Source organism: Mycobacterium sp. TY814, from assembly GCF_030755175.1.
In the GTDB taxonomy this organism is placed as follows: Bacteria; Actinomycetota; Actinomycetes; order Mycobacteriales; family Mycobacteriaceae; genus Mycobacterium.
The window spans coordinates 62,552-81,854 of record NZ_JAUFRY010000002.1 but is presented as its reverse complement, the minus strand read 5'-3'; the positions used below and the strand labels follow the sequence as shown (position 1 = coordinate 81,854).

At 66.6% G+C, this 19,303-nt stretch carries 24 protein-coding genes and 1 tRNA gene; 7 read left to right on the top strand and 18 right to left on the bottom strand.

Annotated features, from left to right (window positions below; translation table 11 throughout):
• Positions 1-3 precede the first annotated feature (3 nt).
• The 3 genes from QXH22_RS14255 to fabG are packed head-to-tail and all read right to left on the bottom strand — an operon-like array spanning position 4 to position 3,205.
• Entirely contained in the window at positions 4-1,206 is a 1,203-nt protein-coding gene (locus tag QXH22_RS14255; RefSeq protein ID WP_306276080.1) for a CoA transferase, read from the bottom strand.
• Positions 1,203-2,444 carry an acetyl-CoA C-acetyltransferase gene (locus QXH22_RS14250; protein WP_306276079.1) on the bottom strand — a complete coding sequence of 414 codons (1,242 nt, stop codon included), beginning with the start codon at positions 2,442-2,444 and terminating at the stop codon, positions 1,203-1,205. The genes QXH22_RS14255 and QXH22_RS14250 overlap by 4 nt, the downstream gene beginning before the upstream one ends.
• Positions 2,441-3,205 carry a 3-oxoacyl-ACP reductase FabG gene (gene fabG, locus QXH22_RS14245; RefSeq protein ID WP_306245126.1) on the bottom strand — a complete coding sequence of 255 codons (765 nt, stop codon included), beginning with the start codon at positions 3,203-3,205 and terminating at the stop codon, positions 2,441-2,443. The genes QXH22_RS14250 and fabG overlap by 4 nt, the downstream gene beginning before the upstream one ends.
• 88 nt (positions 3,206-3,293) lie before the next feature.
• Between fabG and QXH22_RS14240 the strand changes: the two genes are divergently transcribed.
• From QXH22_RS14240 to QXH22_RS14230, 3 genes are all read left to right on the top strand, one after another.
• Positions 3,294-4,463: an acyl-CoA dehydrogenase family protein gene (locus QXH22_RS14240; protein ID WP_306276078.1), complete on the top strand. Its 1,170-nt coding sequence runs from the start codon at positions 3,294-3,296 to the stop codon at positions 4,461-4,463.
• A gap of 80 nt (positions 4,464-4,543) precedes the next feature.
• Positions 4,544-4,981, top strand: coding sequence for a hypothetical protein (locus QXH22_RS14235; protein WP_306276077.1), 438 nt, complete (start codon positions 4,544-4,546; stop codon positions 4,979-4,981).
• A 12-nt stretch (positions 4,982-4,993) separates the two neighbouring features.
• Entirely contained in the window at positions 4,994-5,701 is a 708-nt protein-coding gene (locus tag QXH22_RS14230) for a TetR/AcrR family transcriptional regulator (RefSeq protein ID WP_306276076.1), read from the top strand.
• On the opposite strand, the gene QXH22_RS14225 is transcribed toward QXH22_RS14230, so the two are convergent.
• Together QXH22_RS14225 and QXH22_RS14220 are read right to left on the bottom strand one after the other, a co-directional pair.
• On the bottom strand, positions 5,702-6,769 hold the full coding sequence (locus QXH22_RS14225) for a phosphotransferase family protein (protein ID WP_306276880.1): 1,068 nt from the start codon (positions 6,767-6,769) through the stop codon (positions 5,702-5,704).
• Between the two features lie 82 nt (positions 6,770-6,851).
• Positions 6,852-7,472, bottom strand: coding sequence for a TIGR03085 family metal-binding protein (locus QXH22_RS14220; RefSeq protein ID WP_306276075.1), 621 nt, complete (start codon positions 7,470-7,472; stop codon positions 6,852-6,854).
• 121 nt (positions 7,473-7,593) lie between these two features.
• Here QXH22_RS14220 and QXH22_RS14215 point away from each other — a divergent pair, with 121 nt between their 5' ends.
• Positions 7,594-7,812: a DUF3072 domain-containing protein gene (locus tag QXH22_RS14215; RefSeq protein WP_306245136.1), complete on the top strand. Its 219-nt coding sequence runs from the start codon at positions 7,594-7,596 to the stop codon at positions 7,810-7,812.
• Here the strand turns inward: QXH22_RS14215 and QXH22_RS14210 are convergent.
• The 3 genes from QXH22_RS14210 to QXH22_RS14200 all read right to left on the bottom strand — a co-directional run bounded on the left by QXH22_RS14210 (position 7,809) and on the right by QXH22_RS14200 (position 10,403).
• On the bottom strand, positions 7,809-9,035 hold the full coding sequence (locus QXH22_RS14210) for a fatty acid desaturase (protein WP_306245138.1): 1,227 nt from the start codon (positions 9,033-9,035) through the stop codon (positions 7,809-7,811). The two genes, QXH22_RS14215 and QXH22_RS14210, sit on opposite strands and share 4 nt — an antisense overlap.
• Positions 9,036-9,062: 27 nt before the next feature.
• Entirely contained in the window at positions 9,063-10,193 is a 1,131-nt protein-coding gene (locus QXH22_RS14205) for a ferredoxin reductase (RefSeq protein ID WP_306245140.1), read from the bottom strand.
• A gap of 127 nt (positions 10,194-10,320) precedes the next feature.
• Positions 10,321-10,403: transfer RNA gene (locus QXH22_RS14200), tRNA-Leu, on the bottom strand.
• Positions 10,404-10,574: 171 nt separating this feature from the next.
• On the opposite strand from QXH22_RS14200, the gene QXH22_RS14195 reads away from it, so the two are divergent.
• Both QXH22_RS14195 and QXH22_RS14190 read left to right on the top strand, forming a co-directional pair.
• Positions 10,575-10,958: a hypothetical protein gene (locus QXH22_RS14195; protein WP_306245141.1), complete on the top strand. Its 384-nt coding sequence runs from the start codon at positions 10,575-10,577 to the stop codon at positions 10,956-10,958.
• Complete coding sequence (locus tag QXH22_RS14190; protein ID WP_306245144.1) at positions 10,955-11,305, top strand: DUF3817 domain-containing protein; 351 nt, start codon at positions 10,955-10,957, stop codon at positions 11,303-11,305. Before QXH22_RS14195 ends, QXH22_RS14190 begins: the two co-directional genes overlap by 4 nt.
• A gap of 10 nt (positions 11,306-11,315) precedes the next feature.
• Here the strand turns inward: QXH22_RS14190 and rdgB are convergent, their stop codons facing one another.
• From rdgB to clpS, 10 genes are all read right to left on the bottom strand, one after another.
• Positions 11,316-11,906 carry an RdgB/HAM1 family non-canonical purine NTP pyrophosphatase gene (gene rdgB / locus QXH22_RS14185; RefSeq protein ID WP_306276879.1) on the bottom strand — a complete coding sequence of 197 codons (591 nt, stop codon included), beginning with the start codon at positions 11,904-11,906 and terminating at the stop codon, positions 11,316-11,318.
• A gap of 74 nt (positions 11,907-11,980) precedes the next feature.
• Positions 11,981-12,760, bottom strand: a complete 780-nt coding sequence (gene rph, locus QXH22_RS14180) for a ribonuclease PH (protein ID WP_306276074.1) — start codon at positions 12,758-12,760, stop codon at positions 11,981-11,983.
• Between the two features lie 129 nt (positions 12,761-12,889).
• The gene (locus QXH22_RS14175; protein WP_306245150.1) at positions 12,890-13,669 is read right to left on the bottom strand and encodes a cyclic nucleotide-degrading phosphodiesterase; all 780 of its coding nucleotides are present in this window, start codon (positions 13,667-13,669) and stop codon (positions 12,890-12,892) included.
• A gap of 70 nt (positions 13,670-13,739) precedes the next feature.
• Positions 13,740-14,555, bottom strand: coding sequence for a glutamate racemase (murI, locus tag QXH22_RS14170; protein WP_306276073.1), 816 nt, complete (start codon positions 14,553-14,555; stop codon positions 13,740-13,742).
• Positions 14,552-15,211 (bottom strand): rhomboid family intramembrane serine protease, encoded by a 660-nt coding sequence (locus QXH22_RS14165; protein ID WP_306276072.1) that lies wholly within the window; start codon positions 15,209-15,211, stop codon positions 14,552-14,554. Before QXH22_RS14165 ends, murI begins: the two co-directional genes overlap by 4 nt.
• A gap of 39 nt (positions 15,212-15,250) precedes the next feature.
• Positions 15,251-15,541 (bottom strand): MoaD/ThiS family protein, encoded by a 291-nt coding sequence (locus QXH22_RS14160; RefSeq protein ID WP_306245155.1) that lies wholly within the window; start codon positions 15,539-15,541, stop codon positions 15,251-15,253.
• A gap of 23 nt (positions 15,542-15,564) precedes the next feature.
• Entirely contained in the window at positions 15,565-16,005 is a 441-nt protein-coding gene (locus QXH22_RS14155) for a Mov34/MPN/PAD-1 family protein (RefSeq protein ID WP_371934226.1), read from the bottom strand.
• Positions 15,989-17,026, bottom strand: a complete 1,038-nt coding sequence (locus QXH22_RS14150) for a P1 family peptidase (RefSeq protein WP_306276071.1) — start codon at positions 17,024-17,026, stop codon at positions 15,989-15,991. Before QXH22_RS14150 ends, QXH22_RS14155 begins: the two co-directional genes overlap by 17 nt.
• A gap of 25 nt (positions 17,027-17,051) precedes the next feature.
• Positions 17,052-17,633, bottom strand: coding sequence for a DUF2017 domain-containing protein (locus QXH22_RS14145; RefSeq protein WP_306245158.1), 582 nt, complete (start codon positions 17,631-17,633; stop codon positions 17,052-17,054).
• 9 nt (positions 17,634-17,642) lie between these two features.
• Positions 17,643-17,948, bottom strand: coding sequence for an ATP-dependent Clp protease adapter ClpS (gene clpS, locus QXH22_RS14140; protein WP_055579620.1), 306 nt, complete (start codon positions 17,946-17,948; stop codon positions 17,643-17,645).
• A 54-nt stretch (positions 17,949-18,002) separates the two neighbouring features.
• On the opposite strand from clpS, the gene QXH22_RS14135 reads away from it, so the two are divergent.
• The gene (locus QXH22_RS14135; RefSeq protein WP_306276070.1) at positions 18,003-19,301 is read left to right on the top strand and encodes a nicotinate phosphoribosyltransferase; all 1,299 of its coding nucleotides are present in this window, start codon (positions 18,003-18,005) and stop codon (positions 19,299-19,301) included.
• Positions 19,302-19,303: the final 2 nt, after the last annotated feature.

The following is a 19,303-nucleotide window of genomic DNA, read 5'->3' as shown; positions in this document are numbered from 1 at the left end:
CTCTCAGCCTGCAATGGTTTTGGCGTCGGCGAGCCGAGCGATGTCGTCGGCGGTCAAACCCAGGTACTCCGCCAGCACGCCGGTGGTGTCCGCGCCGAGCGCCGGCGCGGGTGCACTGGCGGGGTGCACGCCGTCGAACGCGGCCGGCATCGCCGGGACCAGATAGTCACCGACCCCCGGCTGGTGCATTCGGGAGAAGAGCGGATTGGCAGTCACTTTCGAATCGGCGGCGACCTCGGCGAAGGTGCGGTACCTTTCGTGCAGCACCGTGGTGGCGGCCAGCGCCGCGCTGATCTGCTCGGCATCGTGGTCGGCGAACCAGGTGGCGAACAGGCCCGAGAGCACGTCGCGGTACCGGTAGCGGTCTCCCTCGGACCCGAAGTCCACGTGCAGCGCCTCGGCCAATGCGGCTACGGCCGCACCGGTGCCGGTCACCTCCACCAGGTCACGAAAATGGCGTCGAGTCAACAGGACAACCATGAACCTGGCTCCGTCCCGGCTGACGAAGTCCTGACCGTACTGGCCGAAGATGGAGTTGCCCACCCGAGGCCGCTGGGTCCCGAGCACCTGGGGTTCGGTCAGCAGGCCGAGGTTGCCTGCGGTGGCCAGCGCGACATCCTCGAGCGCGATGCTGACGCGGGCGCCCTCGCCGGATTGGTTCCGGCGGTGTACCGCCGACACCACGGCGAGCGCGGCGTACAGACCGCAGCTGACGTCCCAGGCTGGCAATACATGGTTGATCGGGCCGGCGTGCTCGGCCGGACCGGTGACGAGGGGGAAACCCACAGCAGCGTTCACGGTGTAGTCCACCCCGGTGGACCCGTCCCTTCGGCCGAGCAGCTGCACATGTATCACGTCGGGACGCTGGGCCGCCAGGGCGTCATACCCCAGCCACGTCATTCCCGCGGCGTTGGTGACGACAATTCCGTCGGACTCCACGACCAGGCGCTGGACCAGCTCCCGGCCCTGGTCCGAGCGCAGATCGACGGTGACCGAGCGCTTTCCTTTGTTCAGCCCGGTCCAGTAGATCGAGGTGCCGTCGTCGGCCAGCGGCCAGCGCTGCACGTCCGCGGCGCCGCCGATCGGGTCGATGCGAATGACGTTCGCGCCCAATTGGTTCAGTGTCATGCCGCACAGCGGCGCGGCGACGAAGCTGGACACCTCGACGACGGTGATGCCGACCAGCGGCGGCGCGGGACGGCTCATGTCACCCTCTCGAAAACGGCTGCCAGCCCTTGGCCGCCGCCGATGCACATGGTCTCCAGCCCATAGCGCGCCTGGCGGCGGTGCAGTTCGCGCGCCAGGGTGGCCAGCATCCGTCCGCCGGTGGCCCCGACCGGATGTCCCAGCGAGATTCCGGAGCCGTGCACATTGGTCCGGTCCTGGTCGCCGGCGCCGAACTTCCATTCCCGCATCACCGCGAGAGCCTGGGCGGCAAAGGCTTCGTTCAGTTCGATGAGGTCGATGTCGTTCAGCCGCAGGCCGGCCTTGGCCAGCGCGACCTCGGTGGCCGGCACCGGGCCGATGCCCATGATCTGGGGCGCCACCCCGGCCTGGCCCCATGACACCAGCCGCACCAATGGGCTCAGGCCAAGCTCGGCCGCCTTCTCGGGGGTGGTGACCACGCACATCGATGCGGCGTCGTTCTGCCCGCTGGCGTTGCCCGCCGTGACGGTGGACTCGGGATCCTGTTTGACGAGAACTGGTTTCAGTGTGCTGAGTGACTCAACGGTGGTGTCGGCGCGCGGGTGCTCGTCGGTGTCGATGACCTCTTCGCCCTGACGGGTGCTCACCGTGACCGGAATGATCTCGTCGGTAAGGATGCCGTTCTGCTGTGCCGCGACGGCGCGCTGGTGTGACCGCACCGCGAGCTCGTCCTGTTCGCGGCGCGAGATGCCGTACTGGCGGCGCAGATTCTCGGCCGTCTCCAACATGCCACCGGGCACCGGATAATGACGGCCACCGGCGGTGGTGCGTCCGCGGGCCAGCCCGTCATGCACGCGGACGCCGGAACGCGCTGCGCCCCAGCGCATATCGGTTGAGTAGAAAGCTACGTTGCTCATGCTTTCGCAGCCACCGGCGATCACCAGGTCGTTGTCGCCGGAGCCGACCTGCAGGCACGCCTGGATCACCGCCTGCAGGCCCGAGCCGCACCGCCTGTCGACCTGCATTCCCGGTACCGTCACGGGCAGGCCTGCGTCCAAGGCCACCACCCGTCCGATGGCGGGTGCCTCGCTACTGGGATAGCAGTGGCCGAGGATGACATCCTCGACGGCGTCGGGGGCAACGCCGGTGCGCTGCAGCAGACCTTCGAGCACCGCGACCCCGAGGTCAACCGCGCTCAGCGACTTCAACATTCCGCCGTAGCGTCCGATCGGTGTCCGGACGGGCTCGCAGATCACCGCCTCCCGCCGAGAGGTCCCCTGCCTCGCGCCACTGGTCACAGGTGTCGGCCCCCGGTGATCTCCATGACGGTGCCGGTCATGTACGACGACAGGTCCGAGGCCAGGAACAGAGCGACACTGGCCACCTCGCTGGGTTCACCCGCGCGGCCCATCGGAACCTCGGCGACCTTGGAGTCCCAGATGCGCTGCGGCATGGCCTCGGTCATCGCCGAGCGGATCAACCCGGGGGCAATTGCGTTCACCCGGACACCCAGGTAGGCAAGCTCTTTGGCGGCGGCTTTGGTCATCCCGACGATGCCGGCCTTGGCAGCCGAGTAGTTGGTCTGGCCGATCATCCCGACCTTGCCCGACACCGACGACATGTTGATGATGGCCCCGCGCTTGTTTTCCCGCATGATCGCGGCAGCCAGCCGGGTGCCGTTCCAGGTGCCCTTCAGGTGCACGTTGATGACCTGGTCGAACTGCTCTTCGGTCATCTTGCGCATGGTCGCATCACGGGTGATCCCGGCATTGTTGACCATGATGTCCAAGCCGCCGAACCGCTCGACGGCGGTGTCCAGAAGTGCTTGCACCTCATCGGCTTTGGTGACATCACAGCGCACGGCCACCGCGACGTCGTCGCCGCCGAGCTTCTGGGCCGCCGCCTCGGTGGCTTCCAGATTCACGTCACCGAGGACCACGCGGGCACCCTCGGCGACGAATCGCTCGGCAATCGCGAACCCGAGTCCTTGCGCTGCCCCCGTGACCACCGCGGTTTGACCGTCCAGCAACGACACCTGAATCACGCACCCCTTCGTCATGCCCGCAGCCGGGCCCGAATCTCGCTATATCGTATTTCATATATGATATAGCCAGCGTTGCCAACCGGCCCGGAAGGAGCTCCTCACCATGACTTCAGAGGTCGCCGAGGTCCCCGACGAGGATTTTCAGGAGATCCTGGCGCAGACCCGCCACTTCATCCGGACCGCCGTCGTCCCGCGCGAACAGGAGATCCTCGATGACGACCGGGTGCCCGATGATCTGCGTGACCAGGCCAAGAAGATGGGCCTGTTCGGCTATGCGATCCCGCAGGAATTTGGCGGCCTCGGCCTGAACCTGGTCCAGGACGTCGAGATGGCGATGGAGCTGGGGTATACGTCGCTGGCGCTGCGCTCGATGTTCGGCACCAACAACGGCATCGCCGGGCAGGTCCTGGTCGGCTTCGGTACCGACGAGCAGAAGGGCCGCTGGCTGGAGTCGATCGCATCCGGCGACACGGTGGCCTCCTTCGCGCTGACCGAACCCGGAGCCGGATCCAACCCGGCCGGGTTGAAAACGAAAGCGGTTCGCGACGGCCAAGACTGGGTGATCAACGGGCAGAAACGCTTCATCACCAACGCGCCCGTCGCCGACCTGTTCATCGTCTTCGCCCGGACCAGGCCCGCCGACGACCAGGGCCCCGGAATCGCCGTCTTCCTGGTTCCGGCCGACGCGCCCGGCGTGGAGGTGGGCGTGAAGGACGCCAAGATGGGCCAGGAGGGCGCCTGGACCTCTGACGTCAGCTTCACCGACGTCCGCGTCGACGACACCGCGCTGATCGGCGGCAATGAAGACATCGGCTACCGCGCGGCCATGATCTCGCTGGCACGGGGACGGGTCCACATCGCCGCCATTGCGGTGGGTGCGGCCCAACGCGCCCTCGACGAATCCGTGGCCTACGCCGCGACCGCCACCCAGGGCGGCACGCCGATCGGCAGCTTCCAGCTGGTGCAGGCGATGCTGGCCGAGCAGCAGACCGGGGTGCTGGCCGGACGCGCCCTGGTCCGCGACACCGCCCGTCAGTGGGTGGACAACTCGGATCGGCGCATCGCGCCGTCGGCGGCCAAGCTGTTCTGCACCGAAATGGCCGGCAAGGTGGCCGATCTCGCGGTGCAGGTGCACGGCGGCAGTGGCTACATGCGCGGCGTCCCGGTGGAGCGCATCTATCGGGACGTACGGCTGCTGCGACTCTATGAGGGCACCAGCGAGATTCAGCAACTGATCATCGGGTCCAACCTGGTCAAGGCGGCACAGCGGTAACGGCCGCTTGTCCTCACCGGAGAATCGTTTCCACTTTTAGACCGGCCGCGGTTATCAGCATGGGGACAGCAGTGATCACAATGAACAGCCTCGCGAACCTGACCGACAGTAGCCAGCGCACCCGCTCCTTTGCGCGCGTGCTCGGACCGTTCATCGCCGTGGTCCCAGCCATCGTGGCCATCAGGGCCGCCGAACTCGACGGCCTCTTGTCGACTTTCGCCAAAGACCCCATGTGGCCATGGGCGACGGGCGCCCTGCTGTTCTTCTGCGGGCTGTTCATCGTTGCGTTCCATCAGTATTGGCGCAGCCTCGCCGCGGTGATCATCTCCCTGTTCGGCTGGTTTCTGCTGTTGCGGGGTTTCGCGTTGCTCGCCATGCCGCAGTTGATCATCGACGCCGCCGAAGCCTCCACCCGACCCTCGGGTTCCGCCATCACCCTGGTGCGGATCGGATTCGGGCTGCTCGCAGTGTGCGGTCTGTATCTCGCCTACGTCGGCTGGGCGAAGAAGTCCGACTGATCCGCCACCACGATGCCACGCGTCGTCAAGCAGCGAAGCGTCCGACAGGCCGAAGTGCTCGACCAGGCACTGGCCCTGTTTCTCGAACGCGGCTACGAGAACGTCAGCCTGAACGATCTACTCGCCACCGCAGGCACGTCCAAAGGCGCCTTCTATCACTACTTTCCGTCGAAGGAGGCACTGGTCGAAGCGCTCGCCCGGCGCAGTGCCGAGGAAGCGTTCGAGGCGTTGCGTCCGGTGTTCACCCAGCCGGGCACCAATGCGCTGGAACGGCTCAATGCCGGACTCGCGGCGAGCTACCAGGTCAAGATGGCCATGGGAGCCCCGGAACAGATCGCGGCGATGAGATCACTGCTGACACCGCAGAACCGGCCGCTGTTCCAGAGAATCGTCGCAATCTGGGAGGACCTGTTCCGTCCGGTTCTGACCGAACTCATCACCGACGGGGTGCAGCAGGGCGTGTTCGACACCTTTGATCCCGAGGGTGTCGGTGACATGATTCAGGGGTTCGCTGCCAGCATGGACACGCACGTCATTCGCATCATGGACGCACCGGACACGAGGACTCGCCGCCGGGCCATCGATGACGCGGTCAAGCGGCTGAAACTGTATGGCGTTGCGACGGACCGGATCCTGGGGCTGCCCGATGGGTCGACGGTGGTGCTTGACCGCAAGCAGGTAGTGCAGATGGTCGCGCCCCTCGCGAAGCGCCCGTCCTGATCAACCGATCAGGTCCAGCGTCCCCAGGTCGCGAATCGCCTGACACCCCCGGGTGAGCATGGTCAGCACCATGTCGTCGCCGCGGTCGGTCGACGAGGCGAATGCGAATCCCAGAGCTGAAATCAACGGTGCTTGAACGACTCCCAGCCGATAGTCACGCCAGCAGGCGTCGCGGTCGTAGCCGGAGACGCCGTGGCCGAGCAGCGCCAGGTGATAGTCATCGACCAGGCTTTGCTCGATGACCGGCCGCAATTGCGAGTCGAGGCTGGTGGCCGTGAAGTACGCGAGATCTCGCGCCGGAAGTCCGATCCCGAGCGTCTGCCAGTCGACCACGCAAACCCGGGTGCGGCCGGGGTCAAACAACAGGTTGTCCAGACGGTAGTCACCGTGCAGCAGCGCATACCGGTCGTGCTCGGCAAGTAACCATGGTGTCACCAGACGCATTGTGTCGCGGAAAGTCTCACGGTCCTGCTCGGTCATCCGGTCACCGAGCTTGTCCAGCGTGATGTCCGCGCTCATCTGCGCCACGTCACCGAGCCCCTTGGCCGACTCCTCGTCGGGGCGCCCGAAAGCGATGCCGGGCAGATCCAGCCATCTCGGGTCACACCAGGTGGGTCCGTGCAGGCCGGCCAGCGCGGTCACCGACAGGCGTGCCTCCCGCTCACCGCAACCCACGATCTGGTCGCCCTGCACCGCGGGTGCCTGATCAGCCAGCAACAGCGCGTATTCCATTGCGTCGTCGGTGATCTCACAGTAGAAACACTCGGGCACGGGGACCCGCACCCGGTCGGCCACGGAGTTGTAGAACGAGCACTCGCTGCGGTAGCCGAACACCACCCGATCCCGCACGGCGTCATCCTGAGCCGGCAACTTGATGACGAACGTCTGCGGCAACCCTGCGGGGTCCGACCGGTACGTGGCCGTTACCCGGTAGGTGGCCCCGGTTTGTCCGGTGCCGATCGCCACCACCTCGGCGTCGGCGACCTCGACGGAGGTTCCCCGCGCGCTGAGCACCGTCGACAGCCACTCCGGCGTCACATCTGTGGGGTACCGCGGGATTGACAACAGGGCACTCACCACACGCCTCCAGCCAGGTTACGAACTACCTAGGAGACTGTAAGGCATACGGCATCGGCTTCCGTACTCCGCGCTAGAACCCCTTGGGAGCCTCCCGGACGGCCCGCACCGCTGATTCGTCGCCCTCGAAGTCGACCCGGGCGGCCCGGCCGACCGCAAACAGCAGCAGTTCCTCGGGTTCACCCGTGACCGTGACGGCCGGTCCGTTGCCCGCGGTCAGCAATGTCTTGCCCTCGGTGGTCCGTAACGCGACCCGCCCGGGAACCTTCGCCAGCGTGAGGCGCCCCATCAAGGGAACAGTCCGGGCGAGCCGGTTTTTCAGGCCGGGTTCGAGATTGCGGGGCTCCCAACTCGCGCCGGCACGACGAACGTCCTCGTGGTGAATGAACATCTCGGCAACGTTGATCACCGGGTCCAGCGCCTTGAAGGGAGAATAAGCCGGCGGGCCGGACGCGACCTTGCCCACCAGTTCGTCCCAGCCCGTGTGCTCGGCGACCTCGGTCTGCACCTTTTCGGTGTGCCCGGCGAAGAACGGTATGAGGATGCCCGGGGCGGCGTCCAACCGGTATTCCCTGATCACCAGGTGTGCCGCCAGGTCGCGGGTTGTCCACCCCTCACACAGGGTGGGCGCCTCGGGCCCCACAGCACGGATGGTCTCCACCAGCGCGGCTCGTTCGCGTTGTGCAATGGACACAGGATCTCCCGTCGGGTTCAGGGCGGATTGCGCACACGTTCCTGTGATCGTATCGACTGACCGCCGGCGGCAGGTTTCGAAAGTTTGTGCGATGGCTATCCGGGGTGCGGAGGTGACAGACATGAGCAACAACGAAGCAGTGCAGGCCCCCCAGGAGAACCCGGAGAAGGACCCTGCGGACTGGGTGACCGGCGATGAACCGATGACCGGTCCCCAGCGCAGTTATGTGCAGACCTTGGCCCAGGAGGCCGGCGCGGATGTTCCCGACGACCTGACCAAAGCGCAGGCATCCCAGGTGATCGAGGAATTGCAGCAGCGGACCGGTCGCGGCACAAGTTAGGCCGCCGCGGAACGCAACTCGCGCAAAGCGGTGCGCAAACCGCGGCGCCGGCCTGTCTCGGGATCAACGAAGCTCTCCTTCAGGCCGGCGCGTACGCGAAATTTCAACTCCGAACGCGTCTCCGGCGCGTCATCGGAAGTCGCCTTGAGCATGCTATCCGGCAACGCGAGCTTCAGAATCGTCCAGAACGACTGAAAGTATTGGCGGCCAAGGGATCCCGTCGTGTAGGGCAGATCGTATTTCTCGCACAGCTCGCGCACGCGTACCGAAATCTCCGCATACCGGTTGCTGGGCAGGTCCGGGAACAAGTGGTGCTCGATCTGATAGCACAGGTTGCCGCTGACGAACGCCATCACCGGTCCGGCATTGAAGTTCGCCGATCCCAGCATCTGGCGCAGGTACCACTCTCCCTGCGTCTCGTTCTCGAACTCCTCCTTGGTGAACTTCTCTGCGCCGTCCGGGAAGTGGCCGCAGAAGATGACCATGTACGACCAGTAGTTGCGGATCAGGTTGGCCACGACATTGGCCTTCATGGTCTGCTTCCAGTTGCGCCCGGCCAGCGCCGGGAACACCAGATAATCTTTGCCGGCCTGCTTGGCGACCTTCGTGCCGATCACTCGGAGGTCCTTGCGCGCCTCGGCCCAGGTCTTCTCCTTCTTGCGGAGCTTCTTCGACTCGATGTGGTGCAGCGCGACGCCCCACTCGAACAGTGTGCCGAGCAGGATGTTGTAGATCGGGTTGCCCAGATAGTAAGGCTCCCAAGGCTCGTCACGAGTGACCCGCATGATTCCGTAGCCGACGTCGGCGTCCAGGTCGACGACGTTGGTGTACTTGTGGTGGACGAAGTTGTGGGAGTGCTTCCATTGCACGCTCGGGCAGGTGGTGTCCCACTCCCATTCGGTGGAATGGATTTCGGGGTCATTCATCCAGTCCCATTGCCCATGGATGATGTTGTGGCCGAGCTCCATGTTCTCGATAATCTTTGCCATTCCGAGCATTCCGGTTCCGGCCAGCCACGCGAACTTGTTTCGGCTGGCGAACAACGCGATTCGGCCGCCGGCGGCCAGCGCGCGCTGCAGTTGAATAGAGCGTCGGATGTACCGCGCGTCGCGTTCGCCGCGGGACTCTTCCACTTCGGCACGGATCGCGTCCAGCTCCTGCGCAAGCTGCTCGACGTCCTCGGCGGTCAGGTGGGCGTATTCCTTGATATCGGTGATGGCCATTGTTCCTCTATTCCTCGGAAGATTGAGTCAGATCTTGAGCGTGCAGTCGCCGGAGGCGGTGGAGATGCAGGTCTGGATGCGGTCGCCTTCCCGGTGTTCGGTTCCTGACCGGAAGTCGCGGACATGCCCCGATTCCAGCGGCAGTACACAGGTTTGGCAGATCCCCATACGGCAACCGAAGGGCATCTGAATGCCTACCTGTTCTCCTGCGTCCAAAAGCGATGTGGCGCCGTCGATTTCGACCGTCTTGTCCGAGACCGAGAAGGTGACCGTCCCACCTTCGCCACCTTTGTCGGTAGCGGCGATCGTGAAGCGCTCCATGTGCAGCTGATCTCCGAGATCGGCTTTCTCGTAGAGCTTCTCGGCGTCATCCAGCAGCGCGGAGGGACCGCAGACCCAGGCGGGGCGTTCTTTCCAGTCGGCTGCGATGTCGGCCAGCTCGTCCAAATTCAGATGACCCTGAGTTCCGGTGAGTTGCAGATGCAGCCGGTAACCAGGCTGGGATCTCTCGAGTTCGCGCAACTCGTCGTGGAATATCACGTCCGATTCACTCGGCGCTGAATGAATGTGGACGATGTCCGCCTGCTGTCGGCGCGACTGAAAGGTTCGCAACATGGCCATCACCGGCGTGATGCCGCTACCGGCGGTGATGAAGAGGATCTTCTCCGGCGGCGGCTCGGGCAGCGCGAAATCCCCCTTGGGAGCCGCCAGTCGCACGATGGTGCCGGGTTTGACGCCGTCCACCAGGTGCGTGGACAGGAAACCTTCGGGCGTGGCCTTCACCGTGATGGTGATGTGCTTGTTGTCCCGGCGGGGAACCGAGGTCAGCGAGTACGACCGCCAGTGCCAGCGACCGTCGATGCGCAGACCGATGCCCACGTATTGACCGGCCTGGTAATCACCGGAGAACCCCCACCCTGGCTTGATCGTCACGGTCGCCGAGTCTTCGGTTTCCGGTTGTACACCGACAATCAGGCCCCGCAGCTCGCGCGCCGACCAGAGCGGGTTGAGGAACTTCAGGTAGTCGTCGGGGAGCAGGGGCGTGGTCGCCCGGGCAGCGAGCCCGCGTGCCACGTTCGCCCACGGCGTTGACGCTGTTGACACGCCTTCTGCAGGCGCTTTACTCCATTGCAGGACACTGCGAAGTGTCGAAGCCATAGTTCGTCCCGGGGGTGTCGGAAGGTTCCGTGAAACGGTTGAAGCACGGCAAGTAGCCAACTTCCCGATCTGGGCTTTCAATAAACACTCGTTCGCTGAAATGAGCGAACCGCTTAGCAGTTACGAGTGCGGGCGGAGGGACTCGAACCCACACGCTCTAAGAGCACCGGCACCTAAAGCCGGCATGTCTGCCAATTTCATCACGCCCGCTGCGTCGGTCGATCGTACCGCTCCGGATTTCGACCAGGCCGCCACGCGCACGCCGAGCGTGAACCCAGTGCGAAAATTCTGCAAGAATTTCGCCCCCGGTTCACGCTCGGCGTCAACGCGGCCCGCTCGACGAATTCGTGGCCGAAAACTCTCACGCGGTACCGTCGTAGGGTGTCCACCCCGGTCCGCACGAGGCGCAGACGGCCCGCAGCCATCGCGCTCGTTATCTTCGCTGCCTGCGGCTGCCTGGCGCTGGGCTGGTGGCAGTGGACCCGGTTTCAGTCGGTGTCGGGGACCTACCAGAACCTCGGCTACGCCCTGCAATGGCCGATGTTCGCCGCGTTCTGCATCTATGCGTACCGCAAATTCGTCCGCTACGAAGAGGCGCCGCCGGCCCCTCGGGACACCGTCACCGAGATTCCTCCCGGGCTGCTTCCCGAGCGACCGAAGCCCGCACCCCAACAGCCTGACGATCCCGCCCTACGCGAATACAACGCCTACCTGGCCGAACTGGCCAAAGACGATGCTGAACAGCAGAAAAGGACGACCGCATGAGCACACCTGAGACGCCCGAACGCAGCGCTTCGGCGTTCCCCGCCGACAAGATCCGCTCCGCGTTGTTGGCTTACCGGGTGATGGCGTGGACGACCGGTATCTGGCTGATCGTCTTGTGCGGCGAGGTCGTTTCGCACCTGGTGTACCACCGCGAGGTCCGGTGGATCGAAGTCGTACACGGCTGGGTGTATTTCGTCTATGTGCTGGCTGCGTTCAACCTTGCGATCAAAGTTCGGTGGCCGATCGGTAAGACCATCGGCGTGCTGCTCGCCGGCACCATTCCGCTGCTCGGGATCATCGTCGAGCACCGGCAGACCAAAGAGGTCAAGGCCAACTTCGCGGTCTGAGGGGTCTGAGCTACAGGGTCCGCAGCGCCGGCAGCAGCAGGGCCAGCGCGCGACCACGGTGTGACACCGCGTCTTTCTCTGCCGCGCTGAGTTGCGCAGCAGTGCGGCCATCTCCGTCAGCGGGCAGAAACACCGGGTCGTAGCCGAAGCCCCCGTCACCGCACGGCTCGTGCGCGATGGTGCCGGGCCACTCGCCGCGGACGACGGCCGCCTGTCCATCAGCGACCAGCGCGCAGGCCGAGACGAATGCAGCGCCGCGCCGCTCGTCGGGAACGTCGCGCATCTGTGCCAGCAGCAGCGCGGTGTTGGCGCCGTCGTCGCCGTGACTGCCCGACCAGCGTGCGGACAGCACGCCGGGCATCCCGTTCAGCGCGGCGACTTCCAATCCGGAGTCGTCGGCGACACTCGGCAGGCCGGTCGCGGCGAACGCGTCGCGCGCCTTGGCCAGCGCGTTGTCTTCAAACGTCGCACCGGTTTCCGGTGCCTCGTCGAAGGGCGGCACATCATCCAGCGAAACCAGCGTCACCCCGGACAATCCGGCGCCGTCGAGCACCCGCTGCAACTCGGCCAGCTTCTTGCGGTTGCGGCTGGCCACCAGCAGCCGCAAGCCCGGCGGAGCCGGGCGCTGGGGGCACCGCCCGCTTGCGGAGGACGGGTCAGCACCGTCCGGCATGCTCAGCTTCCGAACGCTTTCGATGCCTTCGGCCCCTCGGGCAGCACGCCGGAGTACGGCAGCGCCAACGCCTCGCGCTGGGCGGCGAATAGCTTGTCGCATGCGCCCAGCGCCATGTCGAGCAGTTTGTCCAGGGTCGAGCGCGGGAAGGTCGCGCCCTCGCCGGTGCCCTGCACTTCGACCAGCGTGCCAGTGTCGGTCGCGACAACGTTCATGTCGACCTCGGCGCGCGAGTCCTCCTCGTAGGGCAGATCGACGCGGACCCGGCCGTCGACCACACCGACGCTCACCGCGGCGATCGCGCAGGACAGCGGGCGCGGGTCGGAGAGCTTGCCGGCCGCCGACAGGTAGGTGACGGCGTCGGCCAGCGCCACATAGGCACCGGTGATCGCCGCCGTCCGGGTCCCGCCGTCGGCCTGCAGCACGTCGCAGTCGACAGCGATGGTGTTCTCGCCCAGTGCGCCCAGGTCGATGCACGCCCGCAGTGACCGGCCGACCAATCGGCTGATCTCCTGCGTACGTCCGCCAACGCGGCCCTTGACGGATTCCCGGTCCGAGCGGGTGTGGGTGGCGGACGGCAACATCGCGTACTCCGCGGTGAGCCAGCCCAAGCCCGATCCCTTGCGCCAGCGCGGCACCCCCTCGGTGACGCTGGCGGTGCACATGACCTTCGTGCCGCCGAATTCGATCAGCACCGAACCCGCCGGGTGGTCGGTGAATCCGCGGGTGATGGTTACCGGGCGAAGCTCGTCGTCGAGGCGGCCGTCTTCTCGTTTGGACACAAGGTCCACCCTATCGCCGGGCCTCTGGTGCGCTCGGACGGCACTGAGTGTGCGGGCACTGCTTTCGGTGCGCGCTCACCGCGGCGATAGGTCGAAAATCGCGCGGTCACGGCACACTCGGTGGCACTCTCAGCCGGCGCGCCGGACTTCGATCGTCTCGCCGGGCACCACCGCGTGCACGGGCCCGTCGAACTCGGCCTTGGCCTCGCTGATGACATCCTCGCGAGAGGTCCAAGGCGGGATGTGCGTCAGCAGCAACTCCCGCACGCCGGCCGCAGCCGCGGCCCGACCGGCTTCGGTGCCCGACAGATGAAGGGCGGGCGGATTTTTCGGCGAGTGCGTCCAGGAGGCCTCGCACAGGAACACATCGGCGCCGCGGGCCAGTTCGACGAGTTGGTCGCATTCCCCGGTGTCCCCGCTGTACACCAGTGAGGCCCCGCTCGGGTCGGTGAAACGCAGGCCGAACGATTCGGTGGGGTGCGCGACGACCCGCGGCAGCACGCTCAGGGCGCCGATGTCGACCGCCTCGCCGTCCACCCAGTGGCGAACGTCGAAGATGTCCGAGCAATCGTCGATTTCGCCACCGTAAGGGGACGACGCCGCCCCCAGCCGCGACCACGTGTCGCTCGGCCCGTACAGCAACGCCTTGCCGTTGGGTTTGGCGGTCGGGTGATACCGCCGCCACACGAAAAGACCGGGCACATCCAGGCAGTGGTCGGCGTGCAGATGCGACAGCAACACGTGGACCGAACCCGGGTCGGCATGTCTTTGCAGTGCGCCCAACACCCCCCCGCCGAAGTCGATGACAAGCGGCGGAGTGTCCGGTGCCCGGAGTAGATAACCCGACGCGGGCGAGTCCGGACCCACGACGCTGCCGGAGCATCCGAGCACGGTTAGTCGCACGGACACCACTGTGCCATGCCAGTTAGCACGATGGGGAAAACATCGCCGCATTGGGCCATCAGAATCGTCGGCTTTTTCACGAGACGGGAGCCTGTCGGGCGGGTTCGACCCCCACCACCGCGGGCCCGAGGAATCGGGAGGCGAGTTTGGTGAACGCCTCGAGGTCACCGGTCGCCTCGAAGACCCGCGTGGCCGGCGGTCCCTCGTGCGGACGCAACAAGTCGCGTTCGGTGAGTACGCGCAGCACTTGCTTGGCGGTCTCCTCGGCGCTGGAGACCAGAGTGACGTCCTCCCCCATCACGAGTTGGATCAGTCCGGACAGCAGCGGGTAGTGCGTGCACCCCAACACCAGCGTGTCGACCTCGGCGCGCTGCAGCGGTTCCAGATAACCCTCGGCCAGACCCAGCACCTGCCGACCACTGGTGACGCCGCGCTCGACGAAGTCGACGAACCGGGGGCAGGCCACCGCGGTGATCTCGGTGTCGCGCGCGGCGGCGAACGCATCCTGGTAGGCGTGGGAGTTGATCGTCGCCCGCGTGCCGATCACCCCGATGCGGCCGTTGCGGGTGGCGGCCACCGCGCGGCGCACCGCCGGCAGGATCACTTCGACGACGGGCACGTCGTACCGTTCCCGCGCATCCCGCAGGCAGGCGGCGGAGGCGGAGTTGCACGCAATCACCAATGCCTTGACGCCGCGGCTGACCAGATCGTCTCCGATGGCCAGCGCGTGGGCACGGATCTCCGGGATGGGCAGCGGTCCGTACGGCCCGTTGCCGGTGTCGCCGACGTAGATGATGTCCTCGTCGGGCAACTGGTCGATGATCGCCCGCGCGACCGTGAGTCCTCCGACACCGGAATCGAAGACTCCGATGGGAGCCAGGGGCGCACTCATGTCTTCAGGTGCGGTGCGCCCGGGGCCCTCTTCCGCTCGCGGGCCTTGCGTTCGGGAGCCGACAACAGATAGGCCGCCACCACGCCGGCGATCGCGCCGCACAAGTGGCCCTGCCAGGACACGCCACCGCACACGCCCAGGACGGGCAGGGCGCCGAGCAGCACACCGCCGTAGACGAACAGCACGACCAGGCCGATGATGATGTCCCACACTTTGCGCACGAAGATGCCGAATACCAGCAAGAAGGCAAGCCAGCCGAAGATCAGCCCCGATGCGCCGATGTGGTCGGTCGGGCCGCAGCTGCTGCCGACGTTGCCGATCAGCCAGGTCCCGAAGCCACCCAGGATCCAGATGATCGCGGTGGCCCACACGAACCGGGACAGTCCGGCCAGTGTCATCAGGAAGCCCAGCACCAGCATCGGCACCGTGTTGGCGATCAGATGCTGCCAGTTCGCGTGCAAGACCGGGGCGAAGACGATCCCCCACAGGCCGTCGGTGGTCAGCGGCCGGATGCCGTTGCGGTCCAGCCGCCCACCGCTGAGTTGATCGATCAGCTCAACGACATAGAGCAGGGCGACGAAGGTGATGATCGTCGTCGCGCCGATCACCCAGCCCGGCTTCTTGTTCGACTGGTTCGCCGGCGCCGGTTTGTTCATGCGCCGATCCTCCTCATCGCCCGGGGCCAAAGGTCCAGGCTACCGGTAGACCTCGCCTTGACCGCCCGCGACCGCAGGCAGGATGGTGACCGAGTCGCCGTCCGCGACGGCGGTGTCCAGACCGCCGGAGAAGCGCACATCCTCGTCGTTGACGTAGATGTTCACGAAGCGGTGCAGGCGGCCGTTATCGATGAGCCGATCCGAGATGCCCGCGTAGTTGGCTTCCAGGTCTGTGATGACGGCACCCAGCGTGTCGCCACTGGCCGAGACGCGCTTCTCGCCACCGGTGTGGGGTCGCAGGATGGTCGGAATGGAGACGGTGACGGTCATGCTGGCCTTTCTGTCGCGTGGGCTCAGTACTGCTCGACGATGTCAACAGGTTCCTCGCTGACGACACCGTTGACAATGCGGTAGCTGCGCAGTTCGTGCCGGTGCGGGTCTCGGGTGGACACCACCACATAGTGCGCGCCGGGTTCGGCCGCCAGGTCGATATCCGTGCGACTCGGATACGCGTCGCTGCCGGGGTGGGAGTGGTAGATGACGACGGGGCCCTCATTCGCGCGCTCCATGGCCTGCCACACCTCGAGTTGCTGGCCGGAATCGAATCGGTAGAACGTCGGCGACCGTTCCGCGTTGACCATGGGAATGTGTCGCTCCGGACGGTCCGAGCCGTCCGGACCGGCCAGTACACCGCAGGCTTCGTCGGGGTGGTCCCGGCGGGCATGGGCGACCATCGCGTCGACGAGATCGGCACGGATCACCAGCACCGCGATGCCTTCATTGCCGGAACGCACCCGGCAGCACGTCGCGGTACGCCGGTATCGCGGCCACCGATTCCGCGGCGATGACTCCGTCGAGCACCGCCCGGGCCAGGCAGTCAGAGGCGGCCGCGCCCACCGTGGTGAGCAGACCGGTCTCCGGCGACAGCGCGGCCGGGGTCTTGGCGGACGGTGGCACCTCGACGGCGCCGGTCGCCAGGGCGAAGACGGTGTCGCCGTCCAGGGGGGTGTGAGCGGGCCGCAGCGTCCGGGCCAGACCGTCGTGGGCGGCGATCGCGACGCGACGGCACCCCGCGGGGCTGAGCGCCGCATCCGTGGCGACCACGGCGATCGTGGTATTCAGCTCGCTCAACGGGGACGGTAACTGCGCCAGCGCCGCGATCTGCTCGGACGGCGGTGGCGTCAGCGCGAACTGGTCGGTCAACTCCGCCATCCACGGCAGGCCGGTCGCTGGGTCGACGGCTTCGCCGGCCGCGTTCACCACGGCCAGCGCCCCGACGGTGATGCCGGAGGGAAGCGTGACCGACGCGGTCCCGACGCCCCCTTTCAGCACTCCGACGCGCGCCCCGACGCCGGCGCCGACCGTCCCGACGGCGACTGGCGCCGCGTCGCCGGAGCCGTCGGCCGCCACGCATGCGGCGTAGCCGAACTCGGCCGTCGGCCGGCAATCCCAGGCTCCGACCGGAAGATCGAAGATCACCGCCCCCGGGACGATCGGCACCACGCCGTCACCCATGGCCACGCCGCGCTGACGTTCCTCCAGCCAGCGCATGACGCCGTCGGCGGCGGCGAGCCCGAACGCACTGCCGCCGGCCAGCAGCACCGCGTCGACGTAGCGCACGCTGTTGACGGGGTCGAGCAGGTCGGTCTCTCGCGTTCCCGGCGCACCGCCGCGGCAGTCCACGGCGCCCACCGTGCCCGGGGGCGGCAGCACCACGGTGACGCCGCAGGCCCACCCGCCCCCGAGGGACGCGTCGGGGTCCAGCCGATGGTGATGGCCGACGCGGATTCCACCGACGTCGGTGATGGAGTTCATCTGACCGTCTTGCCTATTACAGGGGTCATCGTGGCCCCATCAGCACCAGCACCAGATACTCCTGCAACACCGTCAGCCACTGATAGACGTCGAAGTGGGCGGCCAGCGGGTGGTCGGCGGGCAACCGCTCCGGGCCTTGCGGCCCGATCTCGAGCATGACGCCCAACGTCAGCCGCAGATCGTTGACGGCCGAAATCCAGGCGTTGGCGCTCTCCTCGGTCAGCTCGAACCTGCCGCCGTTGACCGGCAACGTATCCAGCAACTGTTGCGCCGCAACCCGTTTGGCCTCGATGATCTCCGGCTCGTGCAGACTGCGCAGCGCCGAGTTCAGGGCTTCGGAGGCCTCCAGAGTCAGTGGATCGCCGTCGTCGTTGCGATAGAAGTCCGGTAGCAGGCGCCCGAGTGTCGCGTCCGCCGGACGCTCGGAATGTCCGGTCTTGATACCGGTGATCTCTTCGAGTTCGTCAGCCGGCGACGTGGCCTGCCGCTCGTCGAGCAGGCCGGCCATCGCACTCACCAGGTTCTGCAGCAGAGCCGCCTCGTGCGGGGCCAGCGACGACCGGAAACGAGGTCCGTTGCGGGTTTCGACGCGCTTCCATTTGCGCACTATCAGAACTCAGCGGTCCTGCTGCATGGTCGCCCACAACCCGGCGGCATGGAGCTTGGACACGTCGACCTCCATGGACTCCCGACTGCCTGACGACACCACGGCCTTTCCTTCGTTGTGCACCTGCAGCATCAGCTTGGTGGCGTGCGGTTCGCTGTACCCGAACAACTTCTGGAAGACATACGTCACGTAGGTCATCAAGTTGACCGGGTCGTCCCAGACGATGGTCACCCATGGACTCGTCGTAGCTTCGACCGGAGCGGATTCTCGTTGCCCGGTGCTGCCCGGCTTGGCCGGCGCGATCGCTACAACCATGGCGTAAGGATACCGAGCCAGGCCGGTATTGCAGCCAGCCGATACCTTTGCGATGTGAACGACTCGGTACTTGCTGGGCTGCTGACCGACAAATACGAGTTGACCATGCTGGCCGCGGCCCTGCGCGACGGTACCGCGCACCGGCGCACCAGCTGGGAAGTGTTCGCGCGGCGGCTTCCGGCGGGCCGGCGCTACGGGGTGGTCGCCGGAACCGGCCGGCTGCTGGAGACCTTGCCGCAGTTCAGGTTCGACGGCGACGCCTGTGCGTTGCTGTCGGAGTTCCTCGACGCCGACACGGTGGAGTATCTGCGGGACTTCCGCTTCCGCGGGGACATCGACGGGTACGCCGAGGGCGAGCTGTACTTCCCGTACTCCCCGGTGTTGACGGTGCACGGCAGCTTCGCCGAATGCGTGCTGCTGGAAACCCTGATCCTGTCGATCTTCAACCACGACACCGCGATCGCGTCGGCGGCCGCGCGCATGGTCAGCGCGGCCGGCGACCGCCCCGTGATCGAAATGGGTTCGCGGCGCACCCATGAGCAGGCGGCGGTCGCATCCGCGCGGGCCGCCTACATCGCAGGATTCGCCGGATCATCCAACCTTGAGGCGCAGCGTCGATACGGTGTGCCGTCGGTGGGAACCGCCGCGCACGCGTTCACCATGCTGCACACCACCGATCAGGGCCCCGACGAGTTGGCGGCATTCCGCGCGCAGGTCGCGGCACTGGGGCCGGATACCACCCTGCTGGTCGACACGTACGACGTCACCACCGGGGTGGCCAACGCCGTGGCCGCTGGCGGTACGGAGCTGGGTGCCGTCCGGATCGACTCCGGCGACCTGGCGGTGCTGGCCCACCAGGTGCGTGCCCAACTCGATGAGCTGGGTGCCTCGAAGACCCGCATCGTGCTGTCCAGCGATCTCGACGAGTTCGCCATCGCGGGCTTGCTCGCCGCTCCGGTGGACAGTTACGGGGTGGGCACCTCCCTGGTCACCGGCTCGGGTGCGCCGACGGCGAGCATGGTCTACAAGCTGGTGGAGGTGGACGGCATCGCGGTGCAGAAGCGCAGCAGCCAGAAGGAGTCGCACGGCGGCCGCAAAGCGGCGCTGCGGTTGTCGCGGCCGACGGGCACGATCACCGAGGAGGTCGTGCATCCGTTCGGGCGCGCGCCGTCGGTCAGCGAGCCGCACCGTGTCCTGACCACGGCGCTGGTTCACGGCGGCGAGGTCCTGATGGACAGTGATTTGACAGTGGCGCGGAACTTGGTCGCCGCCGGGCAGCGCAGCCTGCCGTGGGAGGGACTGGCCCTGTCGCCCGGCGATCCGGCGATCCCGACGCGAACCATTCCGGCCTGAAC

Coding starts and splice junctions, on each gene's coding strand:
- murI (WP_306276073.1), bottom strand. CDS start 14,555: ATGAGTGCGCCCCTGGCTCCCATCGGAGTCTTCGATTCCGGTGTCGGA.
- QXH22_RS14160 (WP_306245155.1), bottom strand. CDS start 15,541: ATGACCGTCACCGTCTCCATTCCGACCATCCTGCGACCCCACACCGGT.
- QXH22_RS14210 (WP_306245138.1), bottom strand. CDS start 9,035: ATGGCCATCACCGATATCAAGGAATACGCCCACCTGACCGCCGAGGAC.
- QXH22_RS14165 (WP_306276072.1), bottom strand. CDS start 15,211: ATGAACAAACCGGCGCCGGCGAACCAGTCGAACAAGAAGCCGGGCTGG.
- QXH22_RS14190 (WP_306245144.1), top strand. CDS start 10,955: ATGAGCACACCTGAGACGCCCGAACGCAGCGCTTCGGCGTTCCCCGCC.
- QXH22_RS14205 (WP_306245140.1), bottom strand. CDS start 10,193: ATGGCTTCGACACTTCGCAGTGTCCTGCAATGGAGTAAAGCGCCTGCA.
- QXH22_RS14215 (WP_306245136.1), top strand. CDS start 7,594: ATGAGCAACAACGAAGCAGTGCAGGCCCCCCAGGAGAACCCGGAGAAG.
- fabG (WP_306245126.1), bottom strand. CDS start 3,205: ATGACGAAGGGGTGCGTGATTCAGGTGTCGTTGCTGGACGGTCAAACC.
- QXH22_RS14230 (WP_306276076.1), top strand. CDS start 4,994: ATGCCACGCGTCGTCAAGCAGCGAAGCGTCCGACAGGCCGAAGTGCTC.
- QXH22_RS14235 (WP_306276077.1), top strand. CDS start 4,544: ATGAACAGCCTCGCGAACCTGACCGACAGTAGCCAGCGCACCCGCTCC.
- clpS (WP_055579620.1), bottom strand. CDS start 17,948: ATGGTTGTAGCGATCGCGCCGGCCAAGCCGGGCAGCACCGGGCAACGA.
- QXH22_RS14255 (WP_306276080.1), bottom strand. CDS start 1,206: ATGAGCCGTCCCGCGCCGCCGCTGGTCGGCATCACCGTCGTCGAGGTG.
- QXH22_RS14240 (WP_306276078.1), top strand. CDS start 3,294: ATGACTTCAGAGGTCGCCGAGGTCCCCGACGAGGATTTTCAGGAGATC.
- QXH22_RS14150 (WP_306276071.1), bottom strand. CDS start 17,026: ATGAACTCCATCACCGACGTCGGTGGAATCCGCGTCGGCCATCACCAT.